The organism is Arcicella sp. GW821-FHT09D11 (assembly GCF_059416265.1).
This window is the reverse complement of sequence record NZ_JBWKOV010000002.1, coordinates 39,986-54,543: the sequence shown is the minus strand read 5'-3', so window position 1 is coordinate 54,543 and position 14,558 is coordinate 39,986. Positions and strand designations below refer to the sequence as shown.

Below are 14,558 nucleotides of genomic sequence, written 5' to 3'. Positions count from 1 at the left end.
TTATCGCTAGCCAATCTTCCAATACTTTAAGAAACTCCAAGCTCTTCTATTTTCCAAATATGCTAGCTTGTCTTCGTTTTCATAAGCTTCCTTCTCAAAACAAATATTGCTATACGCTACCTGATGGTTTTGTCCTTTGAACCTGTTCAATAAATATTCTGACAAATACCAAATATAAAATGGGAGGATGAGTAACTCGAGCTGTTGCGCTAAATGGATGCACTCATGATTAATTAATATTTTAGAAGGGGATTTTGTTCTAACAAGTATAAAAGGAAAAATCGCCATGCCATCGACATTAAGAAAAGGGCAATAGATGGTAAAAAACAAGGCTTTTTTACGATTTCCCAACATCTTACGGCTTTTACTTGCTATATTTTTCGTTTATTTTATCGTAAAGCGAAGCAGGTATTTTAGATTCATATTCAGTAATTTTCACTTCTGGACGTACCCAGTCTAAATGACCTTTTATCCAAGCATAGGCTAAGCCAATCAATAATACGCCAATAAATACGAACATTTCTACTAACGAGAACCACCCCCACAAACCATCTGTATCAGCAATTAATCGCTGATTGCCAAAAACTGTTGCCCAAGGAAATAAAAAGATAATTTCGACGTCGAAAAGGATAAAAATCAAGGCAATTACATAAAAACGAATATTAAATCGAACGTTTGCATTCCCGTCTGGCTCTTCCCCCGACTCATAAGTAGTGAGTTTTTCCTCATTCGGGCGGTTCGGGCGAATCAGTTTTGCCAAAAATAATATTACGGCTACAAAAACTATCGCAGCAATGATAAAGAGTAATATATAACCAAAATCAGTAATCATCGTAAAAAGGTATTGTCGTTAGGCATTTTTTATTTTTTCCTGAAATTCAAGTATCCTTTTACTACCGTAAAAGTGGTGATAGCCAAGAAGAATAAAATAACGTAATGAACATAGTTGATAATCCAAGGGAATTCTACTCCAAAATAATAGCCTCCGCCTACTAAAGAACCAACCCAAATTGCACCGCCAGCAATATTCAAAAAGAGGTATTTTGGGTAATTCATTCGGCTAATTCCTGCTAAAATTGGAGCAAAAGTACGGATATAAGGCAAAAATCGACTAATTATTAATGCTTGGCTACCATATTTTTCAAAAAAATCGCGGGTAGAATCCAAGTGTTTTTGCTTAAAATACCAAGTATCGGCCTTATTTTCGAGGTTACTGCCAAAAAACCGCCCAAACAAAAAGCCCGTTAAGGAGCCTACTACGGCCGCCACAAAAAGGTATAACAAAACCGTTCCGATAGTATACTTTAGGAAGCCTGTTCCTACAAAAACACCCGTCAAAAAAAGCAGATAGTCACCAGGAAGGAAAAAGGCAAAGAACAAACCGTTTTCAGCATATACAACAAAGGTAATAGCAAAAAGCCCCGCACTAATGATTTCCTTAGAATCTGATAAGTATTTAATGATTTCGGATATGTCCATTTTACAAATAGATGAAATGCCTGTCGGGCTGAAGTATAAAATACTTGTTTCTGTTAAGAGGCTTTTTTCAACGTTAGTTTATAACTAAACAACTGAAAGACAAATTTAGTCTATCAATCTGTTTATTTTAATTTTATTAATTGATTTAAAGAGTATTTCATACAATCAAAAACAAAATACTTAACAAAGCGTTCTGTTAACATTGAATGTTACATTAGTAAAATTACTTAAATTTCAGACAAATTCTCTAATCCTAAAATCATTAATTAATCAAATCATTGTTTCCTAAAAAACACTTAAATGAATTAACGACTATGAAAAAAACTATCATTATCATTTTAGTGCTTCTACTACTTCTCGGAGGGTTTTTCTCTTCTAATCTCATCCGGTTTTTTTATAATTCATCTTCTGATGCTGAGACCGCCGAAGCAGATACAATTAGCGTAATTCCAGAAATGGCAGAACCTGTTTTTAAAAAAGAAGGAGAGTTAGAATTTGTAAAGACTAAACAAAAATTAACGATTGAGATTGCCGATAATGATAAGGAAACAGAACAGGGCTTAATGTTTCGTCGTTCAATGCCCGACTCTTGTGGAATGTTGTTTATCATGCCAGAAAATCAGCCTCAAAGCTTTTGGATGAAAAACACTTTTATTCCTCTTGATATCATTTTTTTAGATACCCAAAAAAGAGTTGTAACCATTCAAGCCAATAGAGCTCCATTTTCAGAAGAAGAGATACCATCTTATGAAAACGCAAAATATGTATTAGAAGTAAATGCAGGGTTTTGCCAAAGAAAGGGGATTGAGAAGGGGGATTTGTTGAAGTGGTGAGTTAGGGGAGATTTTAGACACAAGACGTTAGACACTAGACATTAGACTCAAGACGAAAGACACAAGAAAAAGATATAAGAGGAAAGGCTAGGATACATGATTTAAAGTTTTTTTTACTATTAGTATTAAAAACCTTGTATTTTATCTCTTGTTTCTCCAGTCTTGAGTCTAATGTCTAGAATCTTAAATCTAAAATCTTGTGTCTAACGTCTTATATCTACAATCTACTTAACCTCCACCTCAAAAGTCCCATCAAAATCTATACTCCCTACCGTAAATGAACCATTTTTGATTGGAGAGCCATTCACTGGTGGTTGATGGTGTAAAACCACCTGCAATTTGCCCGTTCCTGCTACAGAAGTTTTTACAGTGGCCGTCAAGCCCACATCAAAACCACGAGAATCTTTATCTTTTCCAGAAACAGTTAATAATGTTGCAGGAGTAGCTATATATTCAAACAAATGTTCATCTTTTTGCTCTTGAATCTCTTCTGTCACATTGACAACAGGCGTTTTTGTTTCATCTAGCATCTCGACAGCCAAAGCATAGGTTTTGTTCGCATCTAACGAAATCTTATCAATCGTCGGGGCATTTCCTCCAATACCATCAAGGTCTTTGAATAAAAAAGTTTTAGTAACACCGCCCTCAGTAAATTTCAACCTTACCGTTGTTAGGTTCTCATTGTCTTCCTGTGGTACAGGGTCATCCTTCTTACATCCTACTACCAAAGCAAAGGCTAACGTTGCCATTAAAAGTGTTTTCTTAGTCAATTTCATATTTGTTGAATTTATATAATGCAATAACGTTGCAAATATAACAAATGGAGATAATATTTTTGCACTATTGTTGCAAAATAAAATTTCTGTTGTCATATTTGCAACATTGTTGCAAATATGAAAAAACTATTTTTTAAATATCGTTATGATTACCTAGGCATATTAGGCTCAGGAATCTGCTTGGTGCATTGCTTAGCTACACCATTAATAATGCTTGTACAAGCTTATTATAAAACAGAAGCCAGTGTTAGCGCTCATGAAGGTATCCGCTATTGGGATTATATCTTTCTAATTACCTGCTTTGTAGCAGTATTTTTTACTACTAAAGAAAGCACTTCACAGAAAATAAGTAGTTCATTTTGGTTATTCTTCTCGCTTTTCGCAGGCGCTATTCTATTTGAAGACGACTTTAAATACATCAATCTACTGGGCTATTTTGCTTCAGTTGGACTCATCATCACTCATATCATTAATATTAGAAATTGCAGAAGATGTCAAACAAAAAACTCCCCGTTACAGTGTTAAGTGGTTTTTTAGGTGCAGGAAAAACCTCGTTGCTCAATCATATCTTACATAATAAAGACAACCTAAAAGTGGCAGTTATTGTAAATGACATGAGCGAAATAAACGTAGATGCCCAATTGGTGAAACAAGAAAATACCTTATCAAGAACCGATGAGAAGTTAGTCGAGCTATCAAACGGTTGTATTTGCTGTACGCTTCGGGAAGATTTGATAATTGAAGTAGAGCGGCTGGCCAAAGAAAATCGTTTTGATTACCTTTTAATTGAATCAACAGGGATTTCAGAACCTTTGCCCATTGCCCAAACTTTTAGTTATATCGATGAAGAAAATGGCATAGATTTATCTAAATTCTCCAGACTAGATACAATGGTTACAGTCGTAGATTGTTTCAATTTTGCCAAAGACTTTGGCTCTATTGATACTGTGTGGACACGTGGCATGAACGACGAAGACCCAAGTGATACTAGAACAATTGTAAACTTGCTGATTGAACAAATTGAATTTGCCAATGTAATTATCTTGAACAAAACGGATTTATTAACGCCAGAAAAAGTAGGCGAATTGAAGGCTATTATTCAAAAGCTAAATCCTAAGGCTAAGATACTCTCAGCTGAATTTGGAAAAGTACCCACAAAAGAGATATTGAATACTGGTTTATTTGATTTTGAAGAGGCTTCTAATACTACTGACTGGATACAAGAATTAGCCAATGCAAAGCATACCCCTGAAACAGAAGAGTATGGCATTAGCTCGTTTGTATTCAGAGACCCTCGTCCTTTTCATCCAGAAAGATTCTGGAATTATATTAATAACTATTGGCATGGCGGCATTATTCGCTCGAAAGGTTTATTCTGGATAGCCTCTCGCCCCAAAGATGCCCTTAATTGGGGTCAGGCTGGCGGGTCAGTCCGTGCAGATTGGGCTGGTTCTTGGTGGGCAGATGTTCCCTCATGGGAACGTCCTTTTTATCCCGCTTGGCTAGAAAACAAGGAAACCATCATGAAACGGTGGGATAAACGCTTTGGAGATAGAATCAATGAGTTAGTAATTATTGGTCAAGATTTAGACAAAGAAGCCATTATTGAGGAGTTGGAGGAATGTCTCTGTGTTGAAGAAGAAATTGTACGAATGCAAAATAAAGGAACATTTATAGACCCATTTCCAGTATTTCAATAAAAATCTTAAGTAAAATAAAGGTAGTGTAATACTAAAACCCATAGGCTTTTGGCTTATGGGTTTTTATGTAAGAACACTTTTTTATCTATTATAAAACCTAAGAGCGCACGAAATGTATTAGCGTATAGGCTATCTTAAAAAAGATGGTCTCCCTAACGATTTTAGAACTGTAAGATACAGATTGCCAATTTTTTTTCGTAAAATTGCTTTACAATGAACACATACATATAAGCTTTATATGGTAGATGCCAACGTTTATTAGGTTTTCATAAATTGATAAACATTGGCTAATTAATCTTACCTCAATACAATAATGACTTCACGAGAAAAAATAAATCAAGTTTTTGAAGAAATGGGAAAGGTAGTGGTAGGTCACGAAAAATTGACGAATCGACTACTTATTGGCTTATTTACAGGCGGACACGTTTTATTAGAAGGCGTACCGGGCTTGGCCAAAACATTATCCGTAAATACTTTATCAAAAATCCTTAAGTTAGATTTTCACCGTATTCAATTTACGCCCGACTTATTACCTGCCGACCTTATCGGAACGATGATTTATAGTCGGAAATCTGATGATTTTGAAGTGAAAAAAGGACCAGTTTTCGCTAATATTATTCTAGCGGATGAGGTAAACCGTGCCCCAGCAAAGGTGCAATCTGCCCTTTTGGAAGCCATGCAGGAGAAACAAGTGACCATCGGTGATTTTACTTATCCGCTTGATAAACCATTTTTAGTACTGGCAACTCAAAACCCTGTAGAGCAAGAAGGGACTTTCCCTTTACCAGAAGCACAAGTAGATAGGTTTATGCTCAAAGTATTTGTTGACTACCTCAATAAAGAACAAGAATTGGAAGTAATGAGGAAAATGTCGAACATGGATTTTAATTATCAGCCAAAACCTATCCTTAATAAAGAAGACATTTTCAAAATCAGAAAGGAAATCAATGATATTACTATTTCTGAAACCCTTGAACGATATATCATCGAATTGATTTTTGCCACGCGTAAGCCAGGAGATTATGGATTGAGGGAAGAAGCGCGTTATGTACAATTTGGAGCATCGCCTCGTGCAAGCATCAATTTAAATTTAGCAGCGAAAGTTTTAGCGTATTTAGATGGTCGAGATTATGTATTACCAGAAGATATCAAAGAAATAGCTCCAGATGTATTGAATCACAGAATTATGCTTAATTATGAAGCTGAGGCTGATGGTATCACAACGATGCAGGTAATCGACACTATTTTAAGAAGAGTAGCGATTGGCAGGTAAAGAATTGTAGAAGATTTTCTACACAATCTTCTACAACAAAATTGAGTATTTTATTCTACAAACTCTTTGTTTTGAATTTCACCTCGTATAATGAAAAGAGGTCGGTTTTTAGACTGGAAAAAGACCCTTAAAATGTATTCTCCTAGTACGCCCAACGCTAATAATTGAACGCCACTAAAAAGAATAATCATAAAAAGCAACGCAGGAAAACCCTCTATTACTTCTTGAAGATAATATTTTTTTATCAATACACTTATAAAATAAATCAACGAAACAATAATTGAAAACAAACCCAATCTTGTAACAAATTTGATGGGGAATTCACTAAAATTAAAAATGCCACTATAGGCTAATTTAAAAAGCTGTTTGAAAGAATATTTTGACTCCCCAGCTTGGCGTTCTTCTCTAGCGTACTCTACTCCTATCTGTTTAAAACCTACCCATGTACGCATGCCTCTTAAATAACGACTTTCCTCAGGCATTTTATTTAAGATATTCACTACTCTACGGCTCATCAAAGCGAAGTCTCCACTATCCAAGGGAATATCTACATAAGCGATACTCTTCAATAAGCGATAAAATAGATAATAAGCACTACGTTTAACAAAGCCCTCTTTACGCTGTTTACGAACAGCATAAACAACATCATAGCCTTGTTTTAAATAAGGATAAAATTCGTGGAGTAATTCAGGAGGATCTTGGAGGTCGCCATCAATGACCATCACAGCCTCAGAACCTTTGGAAATGGCTAAACCTGCGGTAAGGGCTAATTGGTGTCCGTGGTTTCGTGCTAAAAATAAACAATGATATCTTCCATCGGCTAATGCCAATGCTTGCATCAGTTCTGCTGTATTATCACGGCTTCCATCATCTACTAACACAATTTCAATGCTTACTTGAGTCGAATCCATTAATGCATTTAACCTTTCTATCAAAAAGGGGAAAGTTTCACTTTCATTATAGAGAGGGGCGATAATTGAAATTTGGGGGATATTCAACGAATTAAACTGTTTTCAGGTAAAGACTTTATGAATTGGTTTCTATAATAGAAAATATAATCAGCCTCAAATATAGCCTAAAAAATTCAGATTAAACTTTCTGCCAGTCTGAATCCTATATGTTTTGCTATCAGACGAAGCTTTAACTGTTTGAAAATTTAGTTTTTTTAAGGAGTGGATACAGCAACACTGAGATTAGAATGATAAATGTTCCCGCATAGAACCCTACGGTCATTCGTTCTTTTTCTCCAAAGAATATATAAGCCAAAATAATCCCATAAACAGGTTCAAGGTTTAATGTAAGATTAAAGGTAAAGGCCGAAAATTTACGAATTAGCTCCACTCCTTCAGCAAAAGCATAAACTGTACACACAAAAGCTAAGATAGATAGCCACAGCCAGTCTAAACCCTGCGGAATAAGGATAAAATCATTATCTGCTTGAATAAACAAATACAAAACAGGTATAAAAGTAATGAATGCCGCACCGAGCATCTCATAAAAAGTAATGATTTGTGGGCTATGTTGTTTAGCAAACTGAGCATTAATGACTGAAAACAATGCACTTAAAAATGCGGAGAATATTCCGACTAATAAGCCCATGATATGGTCTACTTCAAACAAGAAAATTAAATATAAACCTACTATTACCATTAAGCCTAGTCCTACTTCTATGACCCTAATTTTCCTTTTGTCCCACAAAGGCTCAAGCAAGCTTGTCCATAATGACCCTGTAGAAAAACCTGCAAGGCATATCGCTATTGTTGAAATTTTGGCTGCATAAAAGAATGTAAACCAATGCAAAGCAATAATTCCACCTGTGGCTAATAATTGACAAGTAGCTTTTGTAGAAATTTTAATAGGCACATTCTTAAGGTATAAATACAGGAATAATCCTGCGGATGCCATAAAGGTTCTAAAGAAAACAACACTTAAAGAATGGGCAGAAATTAAGGCTCCTAGAATAGCAGTAAACCCTGCAATGAGCACGACAAAATGAAGTTGGAAATAATCTTTTATACTGTTTGTTTTCATGAAGTGCTTTGGTCTGTGTTAGCAATTAGTAATGCTGAAATTCGTTGACTATTATGTTGATTTATCCGTTAGAAAGAGTGCCTGAATAATTGAGAACAAGATACACCGAACTCTAAATTCAAAACTCCTCACTACCTAGGCACAGTATAATATAAAATAAACCCAATCGTCGTAAATACGATATTAGGCAACCAAACGGCTAGTAGCGGAGGCATTCCCCCTGATTGGGCTATTCCCTTGCTCATCATAAAGAATAAAATATATAAGAACGCCAACATAAAGCCTAGGGCAATCTGAAAGCCTACTCCACCTCTTGCTTTCCGAGCTGATACGATTACACCGATTACACTCAGAATGATGACGGCAAACGGATTGGCAAATCGTAAATATTTCTCAATTAAGAAAATTTCAATACCATCTGCTCCACGTGTTCTAATCTGATTAATAGTAGCTTCTAATTCTGAGTTTGTTAGCGTTTCATGAATCTGGTACTTGCTTTCAAAATCTTTGGGAAGTAAATTAAGCGTTGTATCTATCTTAGCGCCGTAAGTTAGTTTTTGTTTGCCATTAGGCAGAAATGTTCTCACTCTATAATCGAAAATAGACCATTTTTTGCGAGTAGAATCCCATGTAATATGGTCTGCTAATAATTTCATTTTTAATTCATGCCCATCTATTTTATCCAAAGAAAAGCGATAGCCCGTTTGTGAACCCGTATCATAGCTTTCCATGTAAGCATAATCCTGTGGGCCTATTTTGATGTGCACATCTCTATCACTATAATAGTAGGAACCTACTACGTATTTTCGTTCAAAAGCAATACGTGTTTTATTGGCATTGGGAATTATCCACCCTACCATAAAGAAGGTAAGAATCCCCACAATAGACGAGGCGATAAAATAAGGTCTGATAAAACGAGTGAAGCTGACACCTGTACTTAGAATGGCAATGATTTCTGTACGTGCTGCCAAGTTTGCTGTAAAAAAAACAGTAGCAATAAACACCATTAATGGGCTAATATAATTGGCCCAATAGGGAATAAAGTTCAAGTAATAGTCAACCAGAACAGCATGAACAGACGCTTTATTATCGATGAAGTTGTCAATTTTCTCGGTATAGTCAATCACCATGATAATAGATACGATGATTAAAACTGCAAAAAAGTAAGTTTTAAGAAATTTTTTAATGATGTATAAATCAAGAATCTTCATTTTTTTTCAGGTAACAATAGCCTAAATTATCGCTATTGAAATAGTAATATGCTACAAAGCTACGAATAAATAAATGTCTGTGCTTTGAAGAGCCATTCTATAAGATTAAAAAATGTTAAAAGTTAATATTCTTCGTTATAACAAAATAGGCAACTGTGGGTATCTAAACAATATTGTTCAAATTATTGTCTGTCATATAGTGGCTCATATACTATAAATGTGTGCAAAAAAATACCCACTTTTATGCAACATCTACAAATTTAAGATGTTTTTGTAGAACGAATGTTTCTTAAAAGAATAGCCACATCTTTTTACACATATCTGAGTAGTTTATCGTTCAGCAAAAACTATAAAACATTATCATTATTCTGGGATAATATTTATATTTTTTGAGAGTGTATTAAAATTATTTGACCTTGTTGAATTATCAATGATATAATAAATTATGATAATTTATGTACTTTTGTCTATCAATCGAATGGAATTCCTGAACTTAGTAGATATATTACTATTTTATTCAAAGCGCAAGCAGTAGATAATTCATCAAAACTATTTTATTGGCGAAGCAACTAAATTAAAACTTCATCATTATGATTTCTAAAAAAGCTAAATATGCTTTGAAAGCCCTAAAGGTTCTAGCTCGTGAATATGAAAAAGGGCCATTACTTATTTCAAATATTGCTGAATCAGAAAATATTCCCAAAAAGTTTTTAGAAGCAATTCTTCTTGAATTACGCAATCATGGGCTTTTACAAAGCCAAAAAGGTAAAGGTGGCGGTTATTATTTAAGAATACCACCTGACCAAGTTTCTTTCGCTAAAATCATTCGTATCATTGACGGTCCTATTTCGCCAACACTCTGTGTATCATTACATTTCTATGGCAAATGTGATGATTGTGGAGACGAAGAAAGCTGTTCATTAAGAAACGTTATGGAAAAATGGAGAGACGCCAATCTTGCCGTTTTAGAGGACAATACATTAATGGATTTAGTAAAATAAAAAATAGCCCAAGCATCAGCTTGGGCTATTTTTTTGGCTTATATCAGCTTTTAAAAAATATTAAAATTGGTATTCTTTCAAGGAAAAAAGTTTATTTTTTTCCCATTCCTTAAAAACCTTTTTTCAATTTTTTAGCTCCAAAAAACGCTTCTTTTTAAGATTAGAAAGCATTTTCATAATTATTTGCATAATAAGCATTAAATAATTGTAATATTTTCAACCTATTAAATATTGCTATATTGAGAATTATTATTATTTTTACAACATAATTGTTCACAATAACCACTATCTAATAAAATGAAAAAGTTTAATCAATTCATGATTCTACAATGGCTAGTATTTTTACCATTAATACTTCCTTTGAGCATTGTTTCGGGCATTCTTCATGGTGTCAAACACTCTATTAGCGACCTTGTAGAGCAGATATCAAGAGATGTGGCACATCCTATTATTCATGAAGAAAATCCAGATTCTTTTGCTTAAAATCGTCTGGATCAAGTTCAAGAAACTCTTCCCAGAAAGCATTCGTTGGAACAGCCGCTTTACAAATAATAGGTTCTTTCTTAATCGGATGAACAAAATACACCCTTCTGGCATGTAAGTTAATGCTTGCATCTGCATTGGGGCGATCAAACCCATATTTTAAGTCTCCACGAATAGGGCAACCCATTGAGGCTAACTGAACTCTGATTTGATGAGGGCGGCCAGTAATGGGTTCTACCTCAATCAAAAAATGTTTATTGATTTCGCCTAATACTTTGTAATTAAGTTCCGCTTTTTGCGAGCCTTTTACTTCAGTCTCATGAGCCGTCACCACATTTTTCGCTTCGTCCTTAACAATCCAATGAATTAGCTTGCCTTTTGCTTCTTTAGGTTTACGCCTAACAATTGCCCAATAGGTTTTTTGGATATCCCTTTTTCTAAACAGCTCCATCATGCGCTCTAGCCCTTTAGACGTTCTGGCAAAAATTACCAACCCACTAACAGGCCTATCTAGGCGATGAACAGGATGTAAAAATACATCTCCTGGTTTATTATATTCTTTTTTGATATATTCCTTAACGGCGTCCGTCAATGTTCTATCCCCTGTTGAATCTCCTTGCACTAAAATTCCAGCCCTCTTGTTGACAATAATAATATGATTGTCTTCATATACTACGTGAAAATCTTTCATTTTCTATTTTTGATTTTACGAGTTCAATTACTATTTAAACTCGATTTTTGATTAATAACTCTCTTTTTCATTCGGAAAATCAACTGATTTTACGTCCTGAATATATTGTGTGATTGCTTCATTCATAATGCCATCCAAATCAGCGTATCTCCTTAAGAATCTTGGTTTAAATTCTTTATTGATGCCAAGCATATCATGAATTACTAAAATTTGCCCATCTGCATCAGGGCCTGCTCCTATTCCAACTGTTGGTATGGTGATACTCTGAGATACTTTTTTAGTAAGACTTGAAGGTATTTTCTCAAGTACAACACCAAAAGCACCAATTTCGTCCAACATTTGTGCATCTTCAATCAATTTGTTGGCTTCTTGGTCTTCTTTTGCTCTTACATTATACGTCCCAAACTTATAAATTGATTGTGGCGTCAAGCCTAAATGTCCCATCACAGGAATACCTGCACTCAATACCCTGATAATCGACTCTTTAATTTCTGAACCACCTTCCATTTTCACGGCATGCCCACCAGATTCTTTCATAATCCTGATAGCCGAACGAAGTGCTTCAGAAGAATTTCCCTGATATGAACCAAAAGGGATATCCACGACAACCAATGCTCTTTTTACAGCCTTCACTACCGAAGTAGCATGATAAATCATTTGGTCGAGTGTAATAGGCAAAGTAGTTTCATGTCCAGCCATCACGTTTGATGCCGAGTCACCAACAAGGATTAAATCTACGCCTGCTGCATCTACAATACGAGCCATAGAGTAGTCGTAAGCAGTAAGGCAAGAGATTTTTTCACCCCTATTTTTCATTTCTTGCAAAATATGTGTAGTAATTCGTTTGATTTCGTTATTCACTGGCATGATTTTTTAAGCTTTTTTTTCGTTACAAATAAGATATACATAAATACATACTTTTAAGCTGAATGATTCTTTTACATGAAAAATAAATCGATTTTCAATTTAAATTAAGTACAGATATTTATATATAGTCCAAGTAAAATTAAATAATGTACAAATTTAAGATTTATTAGTATCTAAAATAGTTAAAATATATTTCGATATGCTTTTTTTCAAAATAAGTGCTTTTTTCAGAGAATATCACTAAATATTTACTAAAAAAGGGGTACTTTTACTTGATAAATCTTATATTCATTCTTATATTCATTTTATCTAATAAATCTATTTCAGTCCCTATCATTTATACTAAATCAAATCAAGTTATGAAACAGATTTTTTCAACAAGAAGTCTATTGCAAAACAAGTCTGCTCAGATTGGCCTGGGTTTATTGACGTGTTTAGCGCTAAGCAATCCGTCATTTGCTCAAGACTCTAGTAAAAAACCAACGATTGTAAGTACAATCACAGACAATGGAATTACAACGACGACCTATTCAAATGGTCAAATTGTAAAAACGGTTGCAGACGGGTATTATTTAGATTCTGCTTTTTACAAAAACAGCAATGTCTTAAAAGCTACTCAAGGCAAACGTTACTGGAAGCTTACTGATAGAGTAGGGGTCTCGATCCCTGTTGGAAACACAGTAAATGGCAAAGATATAACGATGTTCTTGAAACCGGGTGGTTCTAACTCGCTTTCAGTGACACGTCAATGGGGTATAATTGGTCTTGGTATCACTGGAGGTTATCAGTTCTTTCAGGTTGGTGATGATTATAATGGTCCAGATGGACGTATCTATAAAAATTATGATGCTTTAGTATTGTCTGGAAAAATCCCTGCTGGTATTACAAGAAATGATTTGAAATATGATAAGATATCGAGCATGGAAGATTTTTATTTATTGATTGGACCATCATTGGACATTCCGATTGGTAAAAAATTAAATGTGAATCTTGATGCTCGTGGTGGTTTATTCAATACTTCTGCTCCTCGTTTTGGTGCTTATTTACAAGACGGAAATTTTGGTGCACAGTCATTGATTTTTAGAATGAACTCTTCTGCTTCAAAAAATAAACTTGGCGGACTTATTGCCTTAGATGTAACTTACAAAGTAGGTAAAACATGGGCATTAGGCCTTAACGCACAAGGTTTCGTTACAGAAACTCCATTTACAACAGTAGGTCAAGACGTTTCTCAAGGATCTACTAAAACTTTAACCAAAGAAGATTTAAGCACACACGGAGGTTATACTTTCGGACTTGCATTATCACATACATTTGGTGAAGACAACGGTAAAACTGTTTATACGCTATTACCTCCTCCGCCAGCACCAATCGTGGTGTATGCTCCAACAATATTAGGAGAAAACGGAAAGATGTATGATTATAAATCTGCTGAAAAACCTGTATTCAAATGGAAAAGCAATGCTCCTAATCCAGATCAGGAAGAATATTTGTTCAAACTTTACAAAGCTGATGGTTCAGATACTCCAATCTATCAGCAGACAACTAAAAATACTAGCTTAACATTGCCTGATAATGTTGCATTAGCTAACGGTGATGAAGGTGACTTCTACTACTACTCTGTACAGTCAGTAGTTCAGAACAAACACTTCTCAGAAGCAGATGCTGCTAGCTTTGGTTATAAAGCAAAACCTGTAGCTTCAATTACGCCAACTAAACCTACTACTGACCAGTATATGTTTAAAGTATTTGGAGGAACTACAGCACCAAGCTCTATCAAACCAAAAGTACGTCGTAAAGTAACTAAACCTGCTGTAGCTGTTGTTCCTAAGAAATTGGTACCTCGTAAAAAATCTACCAAGCCTGCAAGCAACTATGTTAACTACGAAAACGTAACAGAGAATCCTAAAGTAAAATGGCCTGATGATCTTCCATTACCGAAGAATCCATCAATCTATGAATACGAAGTTCAACGCTTGAATCCTGGTGATTGTAAGCCTGTTGGTCCAGTAGCAAAATATAGATTCTATATTGACCCTAAAAATCCTGATGATATCCGTATTCTTCCTGACAAACCGAAGAAAAAATAATTAGGATTAAATATTAGATAAAACGAAAAAAGCATTCTGAATTCAATTCGGAATGCTTTTTTCGTTTGTATAAGGTTAAACTTATTTTTTTATTTTTCTCCTGTTAATTATTTCTCTATTCTC

Annotated in this window: 16 protein-coding genes; 7 read left to right on the top strand and 9 right to left on the bottom strand. The window is 34.8% G+C overall.

From position 1 onward, the window contains the following. Positions 1–6: 6 nt before the first annotated feature. From AC07N0_RS05655 to AC07N0_RS05645, 3 genes are all read right to left on the bottom strand, one after another. A complete protein-coding gene (locus AC07N0_RS05655; protein ID WP_494588440.1) occupies positions 7–165 on the bottom strand; it encodes a hypothetical protein in 159 nt (52 codons plus the stop codon). A gap of 199 nt (positions 166–364) precedes the next feature. Then, a complete protein-coding gene (locus AC07N0_RS05650) occupies positions 365–832 on the bottom strand; it encodes an NADH-quinone oxidoreductase subunit A (RefSeq protein WP_494588439.1) in 468 nt (155 codons plus the stop codon). 29 nt (positions 833–861) lie between these two features. Continuing rightward, entirely contained in the window at positions 862–1,479 is a 618-nt protein-coding gene (locus AC07N0_RS05645) for a DedA family protein (RefSeq protein WP_492801395.1), read from the bottom strand. Positions 1,480–1,793: 314 nt separating this feature from the next. Here AC07N0_RS05645 and AC07N0_RS05640 point away from each other — a divergent pair, with 314 nt between their 5' ends. Then, positions 1,794–2,312 carry a DUF192 domain-containing protein gene (locus tag AC07N0_RS05640; RefSeq protein ID WP_494588438.1) on the top strand — a complete coding sequence of 173 codons (519 nt, stop codon included), beginning with the start codon at positions 1,794–1,796 and terminating at the stop codon, positions 2,310–2,312. Positions 2,313–2,536: 224 nt separating this feature from the next. On the opposite strand, the gene AC07N0_RS05635 is transcribed toward AC07N0_RS05640, so the two are convergent. Then, entirely contained in the window at positions 2,537–3,088 is a 552-nt protein-coding gene (locus tag AC07N0_RS05635; RefSeq protein ID WP_494588437.1) for a hypothetical protein, read from the bottom strand. 117 nt (positions 3,089–3,205) lie between these two features. On the opposite strand from AC07N0_RS05635, the gene AC07N0_RS05630 reads away from it, so the two are divergent. The 3 genes from AC07N0_RS05630 (at position 3,206) to AC07N0_RS05620 (ending at position 6,061) form a co-directional block, all read left to right on the top strand. Next, positions 3,206–3,613: a MerC domain-containing protein gene (locus AC07N0_RS05630; protein WP_494588436.1), complete on the top strand. Its 408-nt coding sequence runs from the start codon at positions 3,206–3,208 to the stop codon at positions 3,611–3,613. Further along, positions 3,580–4,788 carry a GTP-binding protein gene (locus AC07N0_RS05625; RefSeq protein ID WP_494588435.1) on the top strand — a complete coding sequence of 403 codons (1,209 nt, stop codon included), beginning with the start codon at positions 3,580–3,582 and terminating at the stop codon, positions 4,786–4,788. The genes AC07N0_RS05630 and AC07N0_RS05625 overlap by 34 nt, the downstream gene beginning before the upstream one ends. 313 nt (positions 4,789–5,101) lie before the next feature. After that, positions 5,102–6,061 carry an AAA family ATPase gene (locus tag AC07N0_RS05620; RefSeq protein WP_309924180.1) on the top strand — a complete coding sequence of 320 codons (960 nt, stop codon included), beginning with the start codon at positions 5,102–5,104 and terminating at the stop codon, positions 6,059–6,061. Positions 6,062–6,111: 50 nt separating this feature from the next. Here AC07N0_RS05620 and AC07N0_RS05615 read toward each other — a convergent pair whose 3' ends face one another. From AC07N0_RS05615 to AC07N0_RS05605, 3 genes are all read right to left on the bottom strand, one after another. Further along, entirely contained in the window at positions 6,112–7,059 is a 948-nt protein-coding gene (locus AC07N0_RS05615; protein ID WP_492801391.1) for a glycosyltransferase family 2 protein, read from the bottom strand. Positions 7,060–7,201: 142 nt separating this feature from the next. Further along, positions 7,202–8,092 carry a DMT family transporter gene (locus tag AC07N0_RS05610; protein ID WP_494588434.1) on the bottom strand — a complete coding sequence of 297 codons (891 nt, stop codon included), beginning with the start codon at positions 8,090–8,092 and terminating at the stop codon, positions 7,202–7,204. Between the two features lie 131 nt (positions 8,093–8,223). Further along, entirely contained in the window at positions 8,224–9,303 is a 1,080-nt protein-coding gene (locus AC07N0_RS05605; RefSeq protein WP_494588433.1) for an LptF/LptG family permease, read from the bottom strand. Between the two features lie 590 nt (positions 9,304–9,893). Between AC07N0_RS05605 and AC07N0_RS05600 the strand changes: the two genes are divergently transcribed. Beyond that, positions 9,894–10,304, top strand: coding sequence for an RrF2 family transcriptional regulator (locus tag AC07N0_RS05600; RefSeq protein WP_492801388.1), 411 nt, complete (start codon positions 9,894–9,896; stop codon positions 10,302–10,304). Between the two features lie 297 nt (positions 10,305–10,601). Next, positions 10,602–10,787 carry a hypothetical protein gene (locus AC07N0_RS05595; protein ID WP_492801387.1) on the top strand — a complete coding sequence of 62 codons (186 nt, stop codon included), beginning with the start codon at positions 10,602–10,604 and terminating at the stop codon, positions 10,785–10,787. Here the strand turns inward: AC07N0_RS05595 and AC07N0_RS05590 are convergent. Together AC07N0_RS05590 and panB are read right to left on the bottom strand one after the other, a co-directional pair. Continuing rightward, on the bottom strand, positions 10,753–11,478 hold the full coding sequence (locus tag AC07N0_RS05590; protein ID WP_492801386.1) for an RluA family pseudouridine synthase: 726 nt from the start codon (positions 11,476–11,478) through the stop codon (positions 10,753–10,755). The genes AC07N0_RS05595 and AC07N0_RS05590 overlap by 35 nt on opposite strands. 51 nt (positions 11,479–11,529) lie before the next feature. Then, on the bottom strand, positions 11,530–12,345 hold the full coding sequence (panB, locus tag AC07N0_RS05585; protein WP_492801385.1) for a 3-methyl-2-oxobutanoate hydroxymethyltransferase: 816 nt from the start codon (positions 12,343–12,345) through the stop codon (positions 11,530–11,532). 359 nt (positions 12,346–12,704) lie between these two features. Here panB and AC07N0_RS05580 point away from each other — a divergent pair, with 359 nt between their 5' ends. After that, the gene (locus tag AC07N0_RS05580; protein ID WP_494588432.1) at positions 12,705–14,435 is read left to right on the top strand and encodes a hypothetical protein; all 1,731 of its coding nucleotides are present in this window, start codon (positions 12,705–12,707) and stop codon (positions 14,433–14,435) included. Positions 14,436–14,558 lie beyond the last annotated feature (123 nt).